Source organism: Sphingomonas sp. HF-S4 (assembly GCF_032911445.1).
GTDB classification, from domain to species: Bacteria; Pseudomonadota; Alphaproteobacteria; order Sphingomonadales; family Sphingomonadaceae; genus Sphingomonas; species Sphingomonas agrestis.
Genome location: NZ_JAWJEJ010000002.1, coordinates 793,956 through 813,798 on the forward strand (window position 1 = coordinate 793,956; position 19,843 = coordinate 813,798).

Consider the following 19,843-nt stretch of genomic DNA (forward strand, 5'->3'; position numbering starts at 1 on the left):
CGGGCATGAAAAGCATGATGACGTCGCTAACGCAGGCGTTCGAGGCGCGGCTGCTCGAAGGAGCGCTGCCGGGAGAGTTGGAAGGTTTCGACGAAAGCGAGCGCGCCGAGGCCGCCGACTTCGTCGCCGAAGCCGCGGCGGTGCGCCCGCCGGGCGGGCCGCAGATCCGGCTCGAAACCTATCTCGACGAGGAGCGCCGCAGCATGCGGCTCGCGGTGGTCAACGACGACATGCCGTTCCTGGTCGATTCGATCGCGAGCGCGATCGCGACGCACGACATCGCGATCTTCCGCATCATCCACCCGGTGATCGCCGTCGAGCGCGACGGCGCCGGCAAGCTCGTTTCGATCGGACCCGATGCCGCGGCGGCGCGGCGCGAATCGATGATCTATATCGAGATGGAGCGCAGCGACGCGCGCACCCGCCGCGCGCTGGTTGCCGAAATCGAGAATACGCTCGCGCAGGTGCGCAGCGCCGTCGAGGACTGGCGCGCGCTCCAAGCGGCGATCGTCGCCGATGCCGCGAACCTGCCGGAGGAGGGCGCGGCGCTGCTGCGCTGGTTCCATGACGGCGCGATGACCTTGCTCGCGCACGAGAAGTGGCGCGCCGACGGCACGACGTCGGACCAGCTCGGGCTTGCGCGCTTCAAGCTCGATACGCCGATTCTCGCCGAACCCTCGCGCAAGGCGGCGATCGACTATTTCCGCCAGGGCGGCGAAGCGCCGCTGCTGCTCAAGTCCAATTCGATCTCGACCGTGCATCGCCGTGTGCCGCTCGACATCGTCGTGCTGCCGATCCTCACCGGCGCCGAAGTTATCGGGCTGTCGATCCATGCCGGGCTGTGGACCAGCGCCGCGCTGTTCGCCGATCCGCAGGAAGTGCCAGTGCTGCGCGCGCGGCTGGCGGGCCTCGAAAAGAAGTTCGGCTTCGACCCCAAGGGCCACACCGGCAAGGCGATGGCGCATGCGCTGACCGCACTGCCGCACGATCTGACCGCGGCGTTCGATGCGAGCTCGCTCGAGAATCTCGTGCTGACTTCGATGTCGGTTGCCGATCGTCCGCGGTCGAAGCTGGTGCTGGTGCGCAGTCCGCTCGGGCGCCATCTGTTTGCGTTCGTGTGGCTGCCGCGCGACGAGATCTCGACCGGGCGCCGCGAAGCGATCGGCGACATGCTTGCCGAAGCCGCCAACGCCAAGCTGATCAACTGGTCGATCGCGCTCGAAGACGGCGTGGTTGCGCTGGTGCGCTACACGCTCGATTTGCGTGGCGGGGGTGTCATGCCCGATGCCGACGAGCTGGATGCGCGGCTCGCGCGGATGCTGCGCGGCTGGGTGCCCGCGGTCGAGGCGGCGCTGGCCGAACAAGCCGGCAGTGCCTCGACCAGGCTCGCGCTGCGCTATGCCAGTGCCTTCCCCGCGGTTTATCGGACGACGACGACGCCCGAGGAAGCCGCGCTCGACATTCTGCGCATCGCGACGCTCGAAACCCCCGGTGCGCGATCGGTGCGGATCACCCCGCACCCGATCAACAAGGGCGCCTATCGCGTCAAGCTCTATGCCCAAGGCGGTGCGCTGGCGCTGTCCGACGCAGTGCCGGTGTTCGAGAATTTCGGCTTCCGGGTGCTTGAGGAAGTGCCGACCCAGCTCGCCAATGGCAGCTTCGTCCATGACTTCGAAGTCGCGCTCACCGGCACCTCGCAGGCGCTCGCCCGCGAGCCGCAGCTGGTCGAGGACGCGATCGCCGCGGTGCTCGAAGGCCGCGCCGAGAACGACCTTTTCAACCGGCTGATCGTCGAGGGGGCTATGCGGCCGCGCGCGGTCGTGCTGTTCCGCGCCTGGTTCCGCTATCTGCGCCAGACCGGCTTGAGCTACGGCATGGCAACGGTGGTCGATGCGCTGCGTCGCGCGCCGGCGGTTGCCGCCGCGCTGATCGAGCGGTTCGAGGCGGCGCATGATCCCGAGCGCGTCGGCAAGGACGATGACGCGGTCAAGGCCGCGGCCAAGGCGATCGACGCCGGGCTCGACCAGGTTTCGGCGATCGATGACGACCGCATCCTACGCACGCTGCGGGGGGTGGTGCTGGCGACGTTGCGGACCAACGCTTTCGCGCCGGCTGCGGCCGAGGCGCTGGCGTTCAAGCTCGATTCGGCCAAGGTGCCCGGGCTGCCGGCGCCGCTGCCGTGGCGCGAGATCTGGGTGTACAGCCCCCGCGTCGAGGGCATCCATCTGCGCGCCGGCCCGGTGGCGCGCGGCGGGCTGCGCTGGTCCGACCGGCGCGACGATTTCCGCACCGAGATCCTCGGGCTGATGAAGGCGCAGCGCGTCAAGAACGCGGTGATCGTGCCCACCGGCGCCAAGGGCGGCTTCTATCCCAAGCTGCTGCCGTCGCCCGCGCAGGATCGCGACGCCTGGCTCGCCGAGGGCACCGAGAGCTATCGCATCTTCATCCGCTCGCTGCTGTCGATCACCGACAACATCGTCGCGGGCGAGGTGGTGCACCCGGAGAGCGTGGCGATCCTCGACGGCGAGGACCCGTATTTCGTGGTCGCCGCCGACAAGGGCACGGCGACCTTCTCCGACGTCGCCAACGCCATCGCAGTCGAGCGCAACTTCTGGCTGGGCGATGCCTTCGCGTCGGGCGGGTCGCACGGTTATGACCACAAGGCGATGGGGATCACTGCCAAGGGCGCCTGGGTATCGGTCCGCCGGCATTTCCTGGAGATGGGTGTCGACGTGCAGTCCGAGCCGGTGCGCGTCGCCGGCTGCGGCGACATGTCAGGCGACGTGTTCGGCAACGGCATGCTGCTCAGCAAGTCGATCAAGCTCGTCGCCGCGTTCGACCACCGCCACATCTTCCTCGACCCCGATCCCGACCCGGCGAAGAGCTGGGACGAGCGGGCGCGGATGTTCGCGCTGCCGCGATCGAGCTGGGCGGACTACGATCCTGGGCTGATTTCCCAGGGCGGCGGCGTGTTCGCGCGCACCGAGAAGTCGATCCCGCTGACCCCCGAAGTCCAGGCGATGCTCGGGCTCGAGGTTGCGGAGATCGATCCGACCAGCCTGTTGTCGGCGATCCTCAAGGCACAGGTCGATCTGCTGTGGTTCGGCGGGATCGGCACCTATGTGAAGGCGGCGAGCGAGAGCCATATCGATGTCGGCGATCCGGCGAACGATCGCATCCGCGTCAACGCCGAGCAGCTCCGCGCCAAGGCGATCGGCGAGGGGGCCAATCTGGGCGTCACCCAGGCCGCGCGCATCGCCTTCGCCAGCCTGGGCGGGCGGATCAACACCGACTTCATCGACAATTCGGCGGGCGTCGATTGCTCGGACAACGAGGTCAACATCAAGATCGCGCTCAACCGGGAAGTGATCGAAGGCCGGCTCGACTTCGAAGACCGCAACACGCTGCTCGCCGAAATGACCGACGATGTCGCGCATCTGGTGCTCGAGGACAATCGGCTCCAGACGCTGGCGCTGTCGTTCATGGAGAATGACGGCGCGGTATCGCTGCCGAGCTATGTGCGCGTGATCGAGATCCTCGAAGGCGCCGGTCGGCTCGATCGCGCAGTCGAGGGGCTGGCGTCGAACGAGGACCTGCTGCGCCGGGCGCAGGAGGGCAGGGGGCTCACCCGGCCCGAACTGGCGGTGCTGCTCGCCTCGACCAAGCTCGCGCTGCAGGATGCGATCGAGAACGGCCAGCTGGGCGCCGATCCCGAACTCGAGGACGATCTGCTCGCGGCCTTCCCGCAGGCGATGCAGAAGCGCTTCGCGAACGCGATCGAGGAGCATCGCCTGCGCAACGAGATCGTCGCGACCAAGCTCGCTAACCGCATCGTCAACCGGCTGGGCGTACTCCACGCCTTCGAGATCGCCGAGGAGGAAGGCGCCGCGGTGCGCGACATCGCCGCGATGTTCGTCGTTGCCGAGCGGCTGTTCTGCCTGCGCGACACCTGGGCTGCCGTCGAGACTGCGGCGATCAGCGAGGCCGCGCGGCTCGCGCTGCTCGACGAGATGGCAGTGGCGGTACGCGGCCAGGTCGCCGACCTGCTGCGCGTGTGCCGCCCGGGCGCCAGCCCCGCCGAAGTCATCGCGCGGTTGAAGCCGGGGATCGATGCGCTCGACAAGCAGGCCAAGGCGCTGCTGCTCGACGAAGTGAAGAGCCAGAGCGGGCGGATCTCCGCCAAGCTCGAAGCCGCAGGTGCGCCGGCCGAGCTGGTCGAGAAGGTCATCCGGCTCTTCGAGATGGACGGCGCAGTCGGGCTCGCCGAGCTGAGCGCGCAGAAGGGCATCGACGAGACCGTGCTGACCCGCGCGTTCACGCATCTGGGCCAAGCCTTGGGACTTGACTGGGCGCAATCGACCGCGGCGCGGATCACCACCGGCGATCCGTGGGAGCGGCTGCTCATCGCGGGGCTGGCGCGCGACTTCCAGCAGCTGCGGCTCGAATTCCTGAGCCGTGCCGAGGGCGATCCGCAGGCGGCGGTCGATGCCTGGCTGGAGGCCAACCGGCCGCGGGTCGAGCAGTTCGCCAATCTGGTGCGCCGCGCGCGGCAGGCCGCAATGCCCAATGCGGCGATGCTCGCGCAGATCGCCGGGCAGGCGCGCGTGCTGCTGGGACGGTGAAGCAGGGCCGGCCGAAATAGGATTTGGCCGGCTTAACTTCGCACTTTGCGCATTTTTTCATTCCGAAAATTGCGCGGTGTTGAAACAAGATTAGCTGGGTTTTGGGACGGGGTTTACCGTGTCAAAGAGCCGGGGCGCGATGATGAGGCCACGCCCGGGCGCAGTGCAGCAGACGAAATCCTACATTGCAAGCCGGCGAGTCTTTTGGGCGCGCAGACGCGCGCACCCACCCGCGCAGACGCGCGCACCCACCCCCGGCCCCTCCCTTTCAGGGAGGGGAGTCTGTTAGGCCTCGATGTCGCGGCGGACGGGGGTGCGGCGCAGGATCAGGTACATCGTGCCCAGGCAGGCCGCGATGCCAACGCCACAAATCGACGCAAGTCCGATGTAAAGTCCCGACATCGAGTTCCTCTCCATATGTTCTGTGGCAAGACTGTCCGGGTTTGTTGCGCGACGCAATAATATTCGTTGCTGCATTGCAGCGGGACTTTGCTGCGGGTGCGAGATTTGGGATGTTGCCCAATCTATCCCCCCTGCACGGCAGGGATGATCGGGTCGCGCTGTTCATCCGATTATGGGTGGGTCAGAAAAGGTTGGGCTCGCTTCGCTCGCACCCACCCCAGCCCCTCCCTTTCAGGGAGGGGAGTCAACTAGAAGCATCCAAATCATTGCAATTGCGAATCGTTCGCGTTACCCGCGTGTGTCAACCATCGAGTTCTCTCCCGCTTATGCATGGTACCCAAGCCGCTGCCGCAAAGGCCAAGCGCAGCCGGAAGAGCTTCTGGCTGAAGCAGCTGCACACTTGGCACTGGATGAGCTCGGCGATCAGCCTGATCGGGCTGCTGCTGTTCGCGATCACCGGCTTCACGCTAAACCATGCCGCCGAGATCGAGGCGACGCCGGCCTCGGTCGAGAAGGCGGCGCAGTTGCCGCCGCCGTTGCTTGCGATGGTGAAGCCCGACGACGCGCCCGATTCCAAGAAGCCGCTGCCTGCGGACGTCGCCAAGTTCGTCGGCGAGAAGCTGGCGATGCCGACCGCGGGCGACGCCGAATGGAGTGTGGATACGGTCTATCTCGCGCAGCCGCGCCCGGGCGGTGACGGCTGGATCTCGATCGACCGGGCAACCGGCGAAGTAACCAGCGAAGTCAGCTCGCGCGGCTGGATCGCCTATCTCAACGACCTCCACAAAGGGCGCAATTCGGGCGCGGTGTGGAAGTGGTTCATCGACCTCTTCGTGCTCGCCTGCATCGTCTTCACGCTTACCGGCCTCGTGCTGCTGTGGATGCATTCGAAGCACCGCAAGAGCACCTGGCCGCTGGTCTTCGCCGGCCTCGCCATTCCGGCGGCGCTCGCCGTCTTCTTCATTCACTAAGGGGTACGCCATGCAGATCCGACTGACCGGTCTTACCGTAACCGCGCTGGGGGCGAGCGCGCTCGTCGCCGGCCCGGCGGCGGGACAGACGCTCGACCTGACGATCACGATCCCCAAGCTCAGCGTCGCCGAATATCACCGGCCGTACGTGGCGGTGTGGCTCGAAAAGGAGGGCGCCGCGCCGCGCTCGCTCGCGGTCTGGTACGATTTCGATATGAAGGCAAACGAGGGCACCAAGTGGCTGCGCGACATTCGCCAATGGTGGCGCGCCTCGGGCCGCTCGATGTCGTTCCCGGCCGATGGCGTCACGGGGGCGACGCGCGCGCCCGGCACGCACAAGTTGAGCTTCACCGCAGGGCGCGGGCCGATGCCGGCGCTGACCGGCGGCAGTTACACGCTCGTCGTCGAGGCGGCGCGCGAGGTCGGCGGGCGCGAGCTGCTCCGCCTGCCGTTCAGCGTGCCCGCCGGGGGCACCGCCAAGGCACAGGGCTCGGGCGAGCTCGGCGCCGTCAGCCTGACCGTTCGTCGTTGATACAGGGGGAACTCATGAAGCTACGCACACCATTGCTTGCCGCCGCCGCGCTGCTGACGCTCGCCGCCCCCGTCGCCGTCCAGGCGCACCGCATGTGGATGCTGCCTTCGGCCACCGTGGTCTCGGGCAACGACGTCTGGGTGACGGTCGACGCCGCGGTCTCGAACGACCTGTTCTATTTCGAGCACCAGCCGCTGCGCGGCGATCCCAAGGTATGGGCGCCCGACGGCACGACGAGCGAAGTCGAGAACAAGGCGACCGGACGCTATCGCACCACCTTCGACGTCCACCTGACGCAGAAGGGCACGTACAAGGTGGCGATCGTCAACGAGGGCGTGATGGGCAGCTACATGCTGAACGGCGAGCGCAAGATGCTGCCGCGTGGCACCACCACTGCGACGCTGGCGAGCGCGATCCCCGCGGGCGCCACCGAAGTGCGCACCAGCGAGACCAGCAGCCGCAACGAGGTGTTCCTCACCTCGGGCGAGCCGACCACGACGGTGTTCAAGCCGACCGGCAAGGGGATCGAGCTGGTGCCGGTGACCCATCCCAACGATCTCGTCGCTGGCGAGACCGCGACCTTCCAGTTCGTCCTCGACGGCAAGCCGATGCCCGATCAGGCGGTGACGGTGATCCCGGGCGGCATCCGCTATCGCGACAAGCTCAACCAGATGGATCTCAAGACCGACGGCAGCGGCAAGGTGCAGATCAAATGGCCCGAGCCGGGGATGTACTGGCTCAACGTCACCACTGGCGGCGGGCGTGGTCCGGGGGGCCCCGGCGGGCCGGGTGCCGAGGGCGGTGCCACCCCGGCGGCGCCCGAGGGACCGGCGCCGCGGCGCGCCAATTACGTGACGACGCTCGAGGTGCTCGCACCCTGAGGATCGCGATCCCGCCTGCGCTTTCGGCGGGGGCATTCCATCGCCGGGCGCCGGGCGCCGCCGTGACCTCGATCGGCGGCGCGACGATGGGCACGCGCTGGTCGGCGCGTATCGTCGGCGCGCCGGCAGGCGTGCAGGCGGGCAGCGAGGCGGTGCTGGCGCGCGTGATCTCGCAGATGAGCCAGTGGGAGCCGGGGTCGAATCTCAGCCGGTTCAATCGCGGGGCGCCGGGGACGTGGCGGTCGCTGCCGCCCGAATTCAACGTCGTGCTCGCCGCGGGGCTGCAAGTCGCCGAGGCGAGCGGGGGTGCGTTCGATCCGGCGATGGGCGCGCTTGCCGAGCTTTGGGGCTTCGGTGCTTCGGGGCGGACCGACGCGGTGCCCGATGCGGCGCGGATTGCCGAGGCGCTGCGGCTCGGCGGGCGGAGCGAGATCGAATATGATCCGCTGCTGCTGCGCGCGCGACGCTATGGCCGCGCGGCGCTCGATTTTTCGGGAATCGCCAAGGGGTACGCTGTCGATGCAGTCGCGGCGCATCTGCGCGGGCTCGGGCTCGCGGACTGGCTGGTCGAGATCGGCGGCGAACTGCGCGGCAGCGGGATCAAGCCCGACGGCCAGCCCTGGTGGGTCGATCTGGAGGCCGTGCCGGGGGTGGCGGCGGCGCCGTTCCGGGTGGCGCTGCATGGGCTCGCGGTGGCGACATCGGGGGACTATCGGCGGTATTTCGAAGTGGACGGGCGGCGCTATGCGCATACGCTCGATCCGCGCACGGGGATGCCGCTGGACAATGGCGTGGTGGCGGTAAGCGTGCTCCATGGCGAATGCATGTTGGCCGATGCCTGGGCGACGGCGCTGACCGTGCTCGGGCCCGAGGCAGGACCGGCGCTGGGCGAGCGCGAGGGGCTGGCGATGCGGATGGTGACGCGAGACGGGCGCGAGGTGTTGTCGCCGGCGTTGGTGGCGATGCTGGAGTAGGGGGGCACTCCTCCTCCGTTCGTTTCGAGCGAAGTCGAGAAACGGGGCTGGGTAGTGCAAGCGTTTCTCGACTTCGCTCGAAACGAACGGGTGGGGAAACTCCCCGGCGAGCAGGGAGGGGAGTTTACGCGTCCGCCCAGCTGCGCAGGAGGTTGTGGTACACGCCGGTGAGCTCGATCACCGAGCGGTCGGTGCCGCCCAGTTGGCCGGTGAGGCGCTGCACGGCCTGGTCGAGATCGAACAGGATGCGGCGGTTGCCGTCGTCGCGGATCATCGACTGGAGCCAGAAGAACGAGGCGACGCGCACCCCGCGCGTCACCGGGGTGACGTGGTGGAGGCTCGACGAGGGATAGAGCACGGCCTGCCCCGCGGGCAGCTTGACGCGCTGGACGCCGAAATGGTCCTCGACCACCAGCTCGCCGCCGTCATAGGCGGCGGGGTCTTCGAGGAATACCGTCATCGACAGGTCGCTGCGGATGCGGAAATCGGTGCCGCGCTGGATGCGGATCGCATTGTCGACATGCGTGCCGAAGGTCTGGCCCTCGCCATAGCGATTGAACAGCGGCGGGAAGACCTTCAGCGGCAAAGCGGCGGCGAAGAACAAGGGCGATTTTCCCAGCGCCTCGAGCACCAGCGCGCCGGCTTCCTTGGCGGCGGGGCTGTTCTCGGGAAGCTGCTCGTTCTGCTTGGCGAGTGCCGACTGGTGGCCAGAGGTGACGTTGCCGTCGACCCATTGCGCGGCGTCGATGACTCCGCGCAGCCGCGCCACGCCGGGCGCGTCGAACAGGTCGGGGATCGCGATCATCATGCGAGTGGCCTTCGATTGCGGGCGGGTGGCTGCCGCCCCCCTGGAAATAAGCGGCAGCCGCGAACAGTGTACCCGCTTTGGCTGCCGCAATTCCTGGCCCAGATCAATTAAAGGCGCGGACGGCGGACCCGCTGGGGGGGTAGGTCCGCCGCCCGCGCCTCCCCCTTTTCTCAGAAGCCGTAGGTAAGCGACAGGATCGCCGCGCGGCCGTCGCCGGGAGTGGCCCAGCCATTGTTGCGGACGCGGGTGTAATAGACCTTGTCGGTGAAGTTCTTGACGTTGAGCTGCGCCTTGATCTGCTCGTTGACCTGGAAGGTCGCCACTGCCGAATGGACAAGATAGTCGTGCGAGCGGTACACCGGCGTCAGCGTCGAACCGCCGGGGGCCGCCAGCGCGGGCAGGTTGAGTGCGAAGCTGCCCTGATAGGTTGCCGCATAGCCGAGCGTCAGTCCGAAGGGCAGCTCGTACGAGGTGAACAGGCTCCCCGAATGCTTGGGCGTGTTCTGAAGCTCGGCACCCGCCGCCGGATCGCGCACCGACGCGCTGTTTGCGCACGCTGCGCTCGGATTGGCCAGGCAGAAGTCCGAAACCGACTGGAGCAGCTTCGGCTTGAGATAGGTGTAGTTCGCCGTCACCGACCAGCGCGGGGTGATCTTGCCCACCGCGCTCACCGCGACGCCGTCGACGCGCGACGCACCGTCGAGCACCTGGTCGGGTATGGTGACGTCGTTCGACGGCACGCGGTAGCTGTCGCGCTCGTTGCGGAACAGCGCCGCGCTCAGCAGCAGCTTGCCGTTGGCGACTTCGGCCTTGACGCCGGCTTCGTAATTCTTGGCGCTTTCGGGCTTCACGTTGCAGGTGAGCGCGGTGCATGCGCCGTTGACCGCGCTGATCGAGGGCGTGCGCGAATTGCCGTGCGCTACGTAGAGCGTGAGCTCCTCGACCGGCTTGTAGACCAGCCCGACGCGATAGGAGAACAGCTTGGCCTTGTTGCGTAGCGTCGGGCCGATGATGATCGGCCCCTGCGGCGTGGTCAGGGTCGCGGCCGAAGCCAGCGCATCGGTGCGATAATTGCCGCTGTTCGATTCCCAGCGCACGCCGCCGTTGAGCTCGAACTTGCCGATCTTCATCGCGTCGAACAGATACAGCGCGTAATTGGTGACTTCGCCTTGCTGGCGGCCGGTTGGCGTCGGATTGACCGGGCCGGTCCAGACGTTGCTGCCGTAATTGAAGCCGGCGGGCCCCGCGATCACTTCGTTCGGATTGGCGATATTGATCAGCGGATAGGGCAGCGTCGTCGTGTTGGCGTTGCGGTACACGCTGCCGTTGGTCAGATTGTACTTCTCCCACGTCGCCGAAGCGCCCGCCACCAGGGTGTGCTCGATCCCGCCGGTGTTGAACACGCCGCGCAGATCGAACTGGTCGTACATCAGCTGGTTCTTCGAATCGCGATAGGTGCCGCGCGGGCCGCCGATGAGATAGTAGCCGGGCGGCGTGGTCGCCGGGCAGGCAGCGCCGGTCGGCTGGACATTGGTGGCCAGGCAATAGGTGCCCTGCGGCGGACCGACGATGGTCAGCTGCGTCACGTTCTGCCAGCGGGCGAGATTGCGCAGCGAGAAATTGCTGTTCAGCTCGTGCTCGAACGTGATCGTTGCCTGATCGACCGTGATCTCCTGCGTATCGACGTTGCGATAGCCGTAATAGGAACTGCGATCGACACCCGGGACTTCGCCGTCGTTCACCGCGTTGATGAAATACGGCACGCCATATTGCGGGATGTTGTCGTCCTCCTGGTGGAGATATTGCAGCGTGAGCTTGGTCGGGCTGCCCACGCCGATCGTGACGGCGGGCGCGACGCCCCAGCGCCTGTAATCCTCGACGTCGCGCCCGGGCACGTCGTTCCGGTGGACCATCGCGTTGAGGCGCAGGCCGATCAGCTCGCTGGCGCGCAGATTGAGATCCACGGTGCCCCGATAATAATTGTCGGTGCCGATACCGGCCGTGACGAGTCCCCGCGTCTCGGCGAGCGGGCGCTTGGTGACGAGGTTGATCGAGCCACCGACCGAGCCCGACCCGCTGGAGACCGAATTGGCGCCGTTGACGATCTCGAGCTGCTCGAGGTTGAACGAATCCGAGCGGCTATAGGCTGCGCTGTCGCGCACGCCGTCCTGGGTGATGTCGCTGCCTGCCGAATACCCGCGCAGGGTAATCGCATCGGCGGGCGGGCTGCCGCCCTCGGCCGCGCCGAAGGTGATGCCGGGGACGGTGGAGAGCATGTCGCGCAGGGTGAGCAAATTCTGCTGCTCGATCGTCTCGGCGGTGATCACGGTGACGGTCTGGGGCGTGTCGCGGACGGTGCGCGTCGCCTTGGGGCTTTGCTGGTGCGGCTGATAGGCCTGGCCGGTGACGATGATCGCTTCGCGTTCCTGCGCCGTGCTTGCCTGGCCGCCGGCTTCCTGCTGCAGCGCGTCGGCGAGGGCGGGCTTGTCCTTGTCGTCGGCGGCGCTGGCGGGTGCGGACGCAATGAACCCCACGCACGCAAGCGCGAGAAAGGCCGGCGAAGCGGCAGGCGTCGAACGCATCACGGAAATCCCCCTGTTGTTGTTACGGGGGCAGCTATTGCGAGTCAGTCGCAGAGTCAATGATATTGCGAGCGGTTTGCAACGTTGTCGCAAAATGTTGCGGGTTCAGCGAGGCACTGCGTAGGCGGCAAGCAGCCAGGTGCGCAGCGCGCTGGCGAGGTTCGGGGGCGTGTCGCCCTGGATGCGGGCATGGTCGATCGCGGCGATCAGCGCGCTCAGCGGCAGCGCGCGGGCCGCTGCTGCCGCCTCCAGCGCGTCCCAGAAGATCGGTTCCAGGCTGATCGAGGTCTGGTGCCCGGCGATGGTGACCGATCTTTTGACCGGGCCGCGGAACCCGCCCTGAGGCGGATCGACCTTCATTCGCTGTCGAACAAGGCGGCCAATTGCTCGACCATCGTGCCGGCGAGCTGCTCGGCGTCCATGATCGTCACGGCGCGCTGATAGTAGCGGGTGACGTCGTGGCCGATGCCGATCGCCACCAGCTCGACCGGCGAGCGCGTCTCGATCCAGTTGATCACCTGGCGCAGATGGCGTTCGAGGTACGAGCCGCTGTTCACCGAGAGCGTGGAATCGTCGACCGGCGCACCGTCCGAGATCACCATCAGGATCTTGCGCTCCTCGGGCCGCCCGATCATTCGGCCATGCGCCCACAGCAGCGCCTCGCCATCGATATTCTCCTTGAGCAGCCCCTCGCGCATCATCAGCCCCAGGCTGCGCTTGGCGCGGCGCCACGGCTCGTCGGCCTGCTTGTAGACGATGTGGCGGATGTCGTTGAGCCGGCCGGGCTGGGTGGGGCGGCCCTCGGCGAGCCATTTCTCGCGTGCCTGTCCGCCCTTCCACGCGCGGGTGGTGAAGCCGAGGATCTCGGTCTTGACGCCGACGCGCTCGAGCGTGCGCGCCATGATGTCGGCGCTGATCGCGGCGATCGAGATCGGCCGCCCGCGCATCGATCCCGAATTGTCGATGAGCAAGGTGACGACGGTGTCGCGGAATTCGGTGTCGCGCTCGATCTTGTACGACAGCGACTGCATCGGATTGACCACGACGCGCGCCAGCCGCGCCGCGTCGAGCAGCCCCTCGTCCTGGTCGAAATCCCAGCTGCGGTTCTGCTGCGCCATCAGCCGGCGCTGGAGCCGGTTGGCGAGCTTGGTCACCGCGCCCTGCAGATGGACGAGCTGCTGGTCGAGATACGAGCGGAGGCGATCGAGCTCCTCGGCATCGCACAGTTCGGTCGCGGCGATCACTTCGTCGAACTGGGTCGTGTAAGGGCGATATTCGAACTGCGGCGGCAAGTCACTCCACGGGCGGTTGGGGCGGTTGGGCATCATGCCTTCCTCGCCTTCGTCGCCGGGCTCGCCGTCGCCATCGTCCATCATCTCGGACTGGCTGTCCTCGCCCTGCTCGCTTTCGTCGGACTCGCGCTGCTCGCCGCGCGCCTCGACCTGGCCTTCGCCCTGCTGGGCTTCGCTCTCGCCGTCCTCGTCGGTCTGCTCGTCCTGGTCGTCGGTGCCCTCATCGTCGCCGCCGCCTTCGTCGGCCTCGTCCGGGATCATCTCGCCTTCGATCAGTTCGAGATCCTGGAGCAGCTTGGTCGCGAGGCTGGCGAACGCCTTCTGGTCGTCGATCGTCAACGCAAGCGCGTCGAGATCCTCGCCGGCGCGCTCCTCGATCCAGTCGCGGATCAGCGCCATGCCCATCGCCGCACTGGCGGGGGCCTCGCGTCCGGTCAGCCGCTCGCGGACCATGAGGCCGAGCGCCGTCGACAGCGGCACTTCCTCGCGGTTGCGCGCGCGCGAGATGGGATCCGAGCGCAGGCGCAGCGCCAGCGAATGCTCGAGATTGTCGGCGATCCCGGCATAACCGCGCGACCCCAGCGCTTCCACGCGGGCGCTCTCGACTGCGTCGAATACGGCGCGCGCCACCGGCTCTTTCGGTGCGCCGCGCTGGTGGATCGCGGTGTCGTGGTGGCGCATGCGCAGCGCGAAACTGTCGGCGAAGCCGCGCGCTTCCGCGATCTGCTCGAGCGGCAAGGTGCGCGAGGGCATCGGCACCTTGATGCTCTTGCCGTCCTGCCGCGGCGCTTCGGAGGTGAAGCTGAGCTCGGCCTCGGCCTCGCCCGACAGCGCGCGCGCGGTGCCGCCCAGGACGTTGCGCAACCGTTCGAGGGGGGAATCGACAGCCATTACCAAAGCACCTTACAGCCGAACGCGGCGATTTCGCGGTCGCGCGTGAGGACGACGAGTTCGTCGATCAAGCCTTGCGCGGCAAGCACGCGATCGAACGGGTCACGATGATCACCCGGCATCAGGCCGGCCCTCACCGCATGATCATGCCGAATGGGGAGAAGATGAAACCCGTCTTCGCGCACTCCCTGTTCAAAACGGTCGATCTTGTCGGTCATCTCCGGCAGCTTGCCCAGGCGCACCTTGATGGACATCTCCAGGGCCGACGCTGCGCTCGCATAGACGGTGTTCGCATCGTCTTCGAGGACGGCGCGCGCGGGCTGAGACAGGCGAGCGTCGTTCGCCCACCACCACATCAACGCATGTGTATCGACCAGGACCTGCATCAATCCGCGCCCGAATATTTTCCTTCCCAAGCGGCCAGTTCGTCCTCGCCAAGCGGATCGAACCAGACCGAGTCAGGAATGTTGCGCAATTCGGGCCAGCGACCGGGCCTGCGCTTCGGCTTGTCCGGCTCGTTGAACGGAACAAGCTTGGCGTAGGGAATGCCCGCCTTGGCCAGCACGATCTCCTCCCCGGCATGCGCCCGGTCGAGCAGCCTCGAAAAATTGGTCTTGGCGTCGTGGACGTTCACGAAGTTGCGCGGATCGGCTTCGGCCATCGCTACCTCCAAGGTGGACTAGGCAAGTTAGTCCACCGCTGCCGCGATCTCAAGCCTTGCCGACCACGCTCTCGGGCAGATCCTTGCCGAACACGCGCTGATAATATTCGGCGACCTGCGCGCGCTCGGCCTCGTCGCACTTGTTGAGGAACGAGAGGCGGAAGGCGAAGCCGACATCCTTGAAGATCAGCGCGTTCTGCGCCCAGGTGATCACCGTGCGCGGCGACATCACTGTCGAGATGTCGCCGTTGATGAAGCCCTTCCGGGTGAGATCGGCGACGCGGACCATGTTCTCGACGGTCTGCTTGCCGTCGGGCTGGTCGTATTCGCCCGACTTGGCGAGGACGATCTGCGCCTCGACCGCGGCGGGGAGGTAGTTGAGCGTCACCACCACGTTCCAGCGGTCCATCTGGCCCTGGTTGATCTGCTGGGTGCCGTGATAGAGCCCGCTGGTGTCGCCGAGGCCCACCGTGTTGGCGGTGGCGAACAGGCGGAACCAGGGGTTGGGGCGGATCACGCGGTTCTGGTCGAGCAGCGTCAGCTTGCCCTCGGTTTCGAGCACGCGCTGGATCACGAACATCACGTCCGGGCGTCCGGCGTCGTACTCGTCGAAGACCAAGGCAGTCGGGGTCTGGATCGCCCAGGGGAGCAGGCCTTCGCGGAATTCGGTGACCTGCTGGCCGTCCTTGAGCACGATCGCGTCGCGGCCGATCAAGTCGATGCGGCTGATATGCGCGTCGAGGTTGATGCGGATGCACGGCCAGTTGAGGCGCGCGGCGACCTGTTCGATGTGCGTCGACTTGCCGGTGCCGTGATAGCCCTGGATCATCACGCGGCGATTGTGCGCGAAGCCTGCCAGAACCGCGAGCGTGGTATCGGCATCGAAGACATAAGCGGGATCGAGATCGGGCACGCGCTCGTCGGCCTCACTGAACGCGGGGACTTCCATATCGATGTCGATGCCGAACACGTCGCGCACGCTGATCGTCTTGTCGGGGGCGTCGAGAATCGTCGTCTCGCGGCTGTCGGGCTGGGTGTTGGGGATGTCGGCCATGGCGCTCTTCCTGGTGTCCGCGGGCGCGGCGTTGGCCTTCGAGTTAGTCCCTCGCTTGCCGCACCGCAACGACGGATGTTCAGTCGTTCTCGAACCTGGGCAGCCCAAACATGTCGACGAAGCGCTGCCCGGTGCCGAGGTCACCAGTGACCGCGACGCGGCCTTCGCGGATCGACTCGGCCAGGGGGATTGGGCCGTAGAAGGTCCAGGCGAGCTTGAGCGGCTCGCCCGCGAACACGACCTCGGCGCCCTCCGGATCGCGGCGCTCGATATCGAGGCGCCCATTCGCGATCTGCGCGCGGAACGGCTCGCCGCCGATGCGGAAGCCGAGATCGGGCGCGAAGTCGGGGTCGGTGCGATTGTCCATCATCGTGCGCAGCGAGAGCATGAAGGCGGTGTTGCTGAGCGGCAACGTCACATCGTGTGCGGGCGAGCCCGCCGCCCAGCGGCTCAGCGCGAAGATCGGCTCTTCGAGTGCGCGGCCCCATTTGGTAAGCTCATAGACCTGGGCGTTAACGGGCGAGGGCAGCGCGCGGCGGCGCAGGATGCCGGCGCGCTCCATGCCCTCCAGGCGCTGGGTCAGGATGTTGGCGCTCAGCCCCTCGAGTGCATTGCGGACCTCGCCAAAGCGCCTCGGCCCGAGCAGCAATTCGCGCACGATCAGCAGCGTCCATCGCTCGCCTACCAGATCCATCGCAAGCGCCGTACCGCAGGCGTCCCGATACCAGCGGCGCATCTGGCTGAGATCACCGGTGGTTATTTTTTGTGACTCCATAGTTGTTTTTTATAACCGCGTCGGGCATCCAGATCAAGAAAGCGATTCGCGACACACGCAAAGCGGAGGTTTGCATGACGGTCGAAACGATGCTGGCTCCGCCCGAGGTGCTCGCGGCGCGCGCCAAGTCGCGCTGGCCGGGTGAAAGCGCCGAGTACCGGGCCGCGCGTACCGCCCTGCTCGCCGAGGAAATTGCGTTGCGCCGGCAGATCGAGCGCGTGGCCGAGCGGCGCCGGGCGCTGCCGCCGGGGCCGGTTGTCGGCGACTATTGGTTCGAAGGTGTCGAAGGGCCGGTGACGCTCGCCGAGCTGTTCGGCGACAAGGAAACGCTGGTTGTCTACACATGGATGTTCGGGCCCGAGCGCGAACGGCCGTGCCCGATGTGCACGTCGCTGCTGTCGGCCTGGGAAGGCGAGGCGCGCGACATCCAGCAGCGCGTCGCGCTCGCCGTGACGGCACGGTCGCCGCTCGACAAACTCGAGGCGTTCGCCGCCGAGCGCGGCTGGCGCGACTTGCCGCTCTATTCGGACCCGAGCGGCGACTTCAGCCGCGATTACAATGCGATCGTCCCCGATGCCGGCGAGATACCGCAGCTGCTGGTGTTCACACGACGCGGCGGCACGATCCGCTTCTTCTGGGCCGGCGAGATGGACGACACCAGCGCCGATCCCGGCCAGGATCCGCGCGGCGCGCCCGATCTGATGCCGCTCTGGACGATTCTCGACTTCACCCCCGAGGGGCGCGGTGCTGAATGGTATCCGTCGCTCACCTACCCGAACGCTTAGGAGAAGAACGATGCCGCAGATGATCTTCGTCAACCTGCCGGTGAAGGACGTCGCCAAATCGACCGTCTTCTACGAGGCAATCGGCTGCACCAAGGATCCGCGCTTCAGCAACGAGAACGCCAGCGCGATGCAGCTTTCGGAGGAGATCGTGTTCATGATCCTCGCCGAGGAATTTTTCCAGACCTTCACCCCCAAGGCGATTGCCGACGCGCATGCAGCCACCGAAGTGCTGATCTGCATCTCGCGCGACAGCCGCGAGGCAGTCGACGCGATCGTCGACGCTGCCGTGGCGGCGGGCGGCAAGGCCGATGTCGGGCCCAAACAGGACATGGGCTTCATGTACGGCCGCACGTTCGAGGATCCAGACGGCCATGTCTTCGAGCCGATGTTCATGGACCTGGAAGCAGCGATGGCGGCCTTCCCCGAGGGCCCGGCGCACGAGCCGGCCTGAGGAGCGCACGATGTCCTTCCAGGCCTATTTGACCAATATCGAGGCGAAGACCGGCAGGAGCCCCGCCGACTTTCGTGCCTATGCCGCAGACAAGGATTGGCTGGCCGAGGGCGTGTTGCGGCCGGACATCAAGGTCGGCGGTGTCGTCGCCGACCTCAAGGACCGGTTCGGGCTCGGCCACGGCCACGCAATGGCGATCGTCGCGCTGCTCAAGGGCAGCAAGAAGGAAGGCGACGCCTGATCCGATCGACAGGAGAGTATCATGGACAAGCAGATCACCACCTGCATCTGGTATAACTACACCGCCGAGGAAGCCGCGAACTTCTATGTCGGGCTGTTCCCCGGCGGTCGCATCACCAGCGTCCAGCGGACCCCTGCGGACACGCCTTCGCAAAAGGCGGGCGACGTTATCGTCGTCGGGTTCGAACTGATGGGGCAGAAGTTCATCGGGCTGAACGGCGGGCCGATCTTCCCGCAGACCGAGGCGGTGAGCTTCACGATCCACACCGACGACCAGGAAGAGACCGACCGCTTCTGGAACGCGATCGTCGGCAATGGCGGGGCCGAATCGCAGTGCGGCTGGTGCAAGGACAAATGGGGGGTCAACTGGCAGGTCACCCCCAGGCAGTTGATCGCGCTCGGGCTGGAAAACCCCGATTGTGCCGCGGGCAAGCGGGTGATGGAGGCGATGATGGCGATGAAGAAGATCGACATCGCCGCGATCGAAGCCGCGGCCGCGGGCTGAGGAGGGCGTCATGACAATCGAGATCACGGCATTCAACTGGGTCCCCGACTTCGCCCGCGGTTTCGTCCGCGACCTCCGCCCGCGCTGGGCGTGCGAGGAACTCGGGCTGCCCTACACGACGCGGCTGATCAGCCCGATGCCCCCCAAGCCCGCCGACTATCTGTGCGAGCAGCCCTGGGGGCAGGTGCCGGTGCTCCACGATGGCGGCGTCCAATTGTTCGAGAGCGGCGCGATCCTGCTCCACCTCGCCGAAAAGGACGAACGGCTGCTGCCACGCGATCCGCAGCGGCGGGCGACTGCGATCGCCTGGCTGTTCGCCGCGCTCAACAGCGTCGAGCCCTGGCTGTTCGAGCTGGCAAATGTCGAGATATTCTCGAAGGACGAGGATTGGGCGAAGCTGCGCAAGTCGAGCCTGGTCCGGGATACCGGCAAGCGGCTCGACGGTCTGGCCGACGCGCTCGGCGACCGCGAGTGGCTGGGCGAGGCGTTCGGCGTTGCCGACATCGCGATGGTCACGGTGCTGCGCGGTGCCGATCACGCGGACCTGATGTCGAGCCGCCCGCGGCTCGCCGACTATGTCGCGCGGGGCACCGCGCGCCCCGCATTCGAACGCGCGATTGCCGCGCAGCTTGCCGACTTCCGGCCCGAGCCGGTCGCGGCGTAATCCGAGGAGAGAGACGATGCCTTATGTCGATGGGTTCCTGACCCCGGTCCCGACCGCCAACAAGGAAGCGTACCGCAAGCACGCCGCGGAGGCCGCCGACCTGTTCCGCAACCTCGGCGCCACGCGGATGATCGAGGCTTGGGGCGACGACGTGCCCGACGGCAAGGTCAACGATCTCAAGCAATCGGTGCAGCTCAAGCCCGACGAGACCGTGCTGTTCAGCTGGATCGAATATCCCGATGCCGCGACCGGCAAGGCCGCGGGCGAGAAGATGGCGAACGATCCCAGGACCGCCGAGATGATGAAGAACATGCCGTTCGACGCCCGCCGGATGGTCTATGCCAGCTTCGATTCGATCCTCGATCAGGGGGCGGGCGGCACGCCGGGCTATGTCGACGGCTTCGTCGTCGCGGTGCCGGATGCGAAGAAGGACGCCTATCTCGCGATGGCCCGGAAGGCCGCGGGGATGTTCGAGAAGCATGGCGCGCTGCGCGTCGTCGAGACCTGGGCCGCCGACATCCCCGAGGGCAAGGTCACCGATTACACCCGAGCGACGCTGCGCGAGGAGAACGAAAACGTCGTCTATTCGTGGATCGAATGGCCCGACAAGCCGACCCGCGACGCCACCTGGGAGAAGATCATGGCCGATCCGGAGATGCAGCCGGGCAACGACATGCCCTTCGACGGCAAGCGGATGATGTGGGGTGGCTTCGTGCCGATCCTCGACGAGAAACTCGGCTGAGCGGGAGAGAC

General features: G+C 66.9%; 19 protein-coding genes. 11 read left to right on the forward strand and 8 right to left on the reverse strand.

Annotated elements, in window-relative coordinates; all coding sequences use genetic code 11:
• The first annotated feature begins 5 nt into the window (after positions 1-5).
• From RZN05_RS19750 to RZN05_RS19770, 5 genes are all read left to right on the forward strand, one after another.
• Complete coding sequence (locus tag RZN05_RS19750) at positions 6-4,622, forward strand: NAD-glutamate dehydrogenase (RefSeq protein WP_317228393.1); 4,617 nt, start codon at positions 6-8, stop codon at positions 4,620-4,622.
• Between the two features lie 728 nt (positions 4,623-5,350).
• The gene (locus tag RZN05_RS19755; RefSeq protein WP_317228394.1) at positions 5,351-5,995 is read left to right on the forward strand and encodes a PepSY-associated TM helix domain-containing protein; all 645 of its coding nucleotides are present in this window, start codon (positions 5,351-5,353) and stop codon (positions 5,993-5,995) included.
• Positions 5,996-6,005: 10 nt separating this feature from the next.
• On the forward strand, positions 6,006-6,527 hold the full coding sequence (locus tag RZN05_RS19760; protein ID WP_317228395.1) for a DUF2271 domain-containing protein: 522 nt from the start codon (positions 6,006-6,008) through the stop codon (positions 6,525-6,527).
• A 14-nt stretch (positions 6,528-6,541) separates the two neighbouring features.
• Positions 6,542-7,408 carry a DUF4198 domain-containing protein gene (locus RZN05_RS19765; protein WP_317228396.1) on the forward strand — a complete coding sequence of 289 codons (867 nt, stop codon included), beginning with the start codon at positions 6,542-6,544 and terminating at the stop codon, positions 7,406-7,408.
• 86 nt (positions 7,409-7,494) lie between these two features.
• Entirely contained in the window at positions 7,495-8,382 is an 888-nt protein-coding gene (locus RZN05_RS19770; RefSeq protein WP_394804850.1) for an FAD:protein FMN transferase, read from the forward strand.
• Between the two features lie 124 nt (positions 8,383-8,506).
• Here RZN05_RS19770 and RZN05_RS19775 read toward each other — a convergent pair whose 3' ends face one another.
• The 8 genes from RZN05_RS19775 to RZN05_RS19810 form a co-directional block, all read right to left on the reverse strand.
• Positions 8,507-9,190, reverse strand: a complete 684-nt coding sequence (locus RZN05_RS19775) for a Fe2+-dependent dioxygenase (protein WP_317228398.1) — start codon at positions 9,188-9,190, stop codon at positions 8,507-8,509.
• Positions 9,191-9,360: 170 nt separating this feature from the next.
• A complete protein-coding gene (locus RZN05_RS19780; protein ID WP_317228399.1) occupies positions 9,361-11,772 on the reverse strand; it encodes a TonB-dependent receptor in 2,412 nt (803 codons plus the stop codon).
• 105 nt (positions 11,773-11,877) lie between these two features.
• The gene (locus RZN05_RS19785; RefSeq protein ID WP_317228400.1) at positions 11,878-12,132 is read right to left on the reverse strand and encodes a ribbon-helix-helix domain-containing protein; all 255 of its coding nucleotides are present in this window, start codon (positions 12,130-12,132) and stop codon (positions 11,878-11,880) included.
• The gene (gene cobT / locus RZN05_RS19790) at positions 12,129-13,955 is read right to left on the reverse strand and encodes a cobaltochelatase subunit CobT (protein ID WP_317228401.1); all 1,827 of its coding nucleotides are present in this window, start codon (positions 13,953-13,955) and stop codon (positions 12,129-12,131) included. The genes RZN05_RS19785 and cobT overlap by 4 nt, the downstream gene beginning before the upstream one ends.
• Positions 13,955-14,341, reverse strand: coding sequence for a type II toxin-antitoxin system VapC family toxin (locus RZN05_RS19795; RefSeq protein ID WP_317228402.1), 387 nt, complete (start codon positions 14,339-14,341; stop codon positions 13,955-13,957). The genes cobT and RZN05_RS19795 overlap by 1 nt, the downstream gene beginning before the upstream one ends.
• Positions 14,341-14,616 carry a type II toxin-antitoxin system Phd/YefM family antitoxin gene (locus RZN05_RS19800; protein ID WP_317228403.1) on the reverse strand — a complete coding sequence of 92 codons (276 nt, stop codon included), beginning with the start codon at positions 14,614-14,616 and terminating at the stop codon, positions 14,341-14,343. Before RZN05_RS19800 ends, RZN05_RS19795 begins: the two co-directional genes overlap by 1 nt.
• A 49-nt stretch (positions 14,617-14,665) precedes the next feature.
• Complete coding sequence (cobS, locus tag RZN05_RS19805) at positions 14,666-15,670, reverse strand: cobaltochelatase subunit CobS (RefSeq protein ID WP_317228404.1); 1,005 nt, start codon at positions 15,668-15,670, stop codon at positions 14,666-14,668.
• Positions 15,671-15,749: 79 nt separating this feature from the next.
• Positions 15,750-16,445 (reverse strand): winged helix-turn-helix transcriptional regulator, encoded by a 696-nt coding sequence (locus tag RZN05_RS19810; protein ID WP_317228405.1) that lies wholly within the window; start codon positions 16,443-16,445, stop codon positions 15,750-15,752.
• Between the two features lie 74 nt (positions 16,446-16,519).
• On the opposite strand from RZN05_RS19810, the gene RZN05_RS19815 reads away from it, so the two are divergent.
• From RZN05_RS19815 to RZN05_RS20715, 6 genes are read left to right on the forward strand one after another with little or no spacing between them, the layout of a single operon-like run.
• Complete coding sequence (locus RZN05_RS19815) at positions 16,520-17,230, forward strand: DUF899 family protein (RefSeq protein ID WP_317228406.1); 711 nt, start codon at positions 16,520-16,522, stop codon at positions 17,228-17,230.
• Positions 17,231-17,240: 10 nt separating this feature from the next.
• A complete protein-coding gene (locus RZN05_RS19820) occupies positions 17,241-17,681 on the forward strand; it encodes a VOC family protein (protein WP_317228407.1) in 441 nt (146 codons plus the stop codon).
• 10 nt (positions 17,682-17,691) lie between these two features.
• Complete coding sequence (locus tag RZN05_RS19825) at positions 17,692-17,922, forward strand: DUF4287 domain-containing protein (RefSeq protein WP_317228408.1); 231 nt, start codon at positions 17,692-17,694, stop codon at positions 17,920-17,922.
• Positions 17,923-17,943: 21 nt separating this feature from the next.
• The gene (locus RZN05_RS19830; protein ID WP_317228409.1) at positions 17,944-18,426 is read left to right on the forward strand and encodes a VOC family protein; all 483 of its coding nucleotides are present in this window, start codon (positions 17,944-17,946) and stop codon (positions 18,424-18,426) included.
• A 10-nt stretch (positions 18,427-18,436) separates the two neighbouring features.
• Positions 18,437-19,090: a glutathione S-transferase family protein gene (locus tag RZN05_RS19835; protein WP_317228410.1), complete on the forward strand. Its 654-nt coding sequence runs from the start codon at positions 18,437-18,439 to the stop codon at positions 19,088-19,090.
• Positions 19,091-19,106: 16 nt separating this feature from the next.
• Positions 19,107-19,832 (forward strand): DUF1428 domain-containing protein, encoded by a 726-nt coding sequence (locus RZN05_RS20715; protein WP_449619003.1) that lies wholly within the window; start codon positions 19,107-19,109, stop codon positions 19,830-19,832.
• Positions 19,833-19,843: the final 11 nt, after the last annotated feature.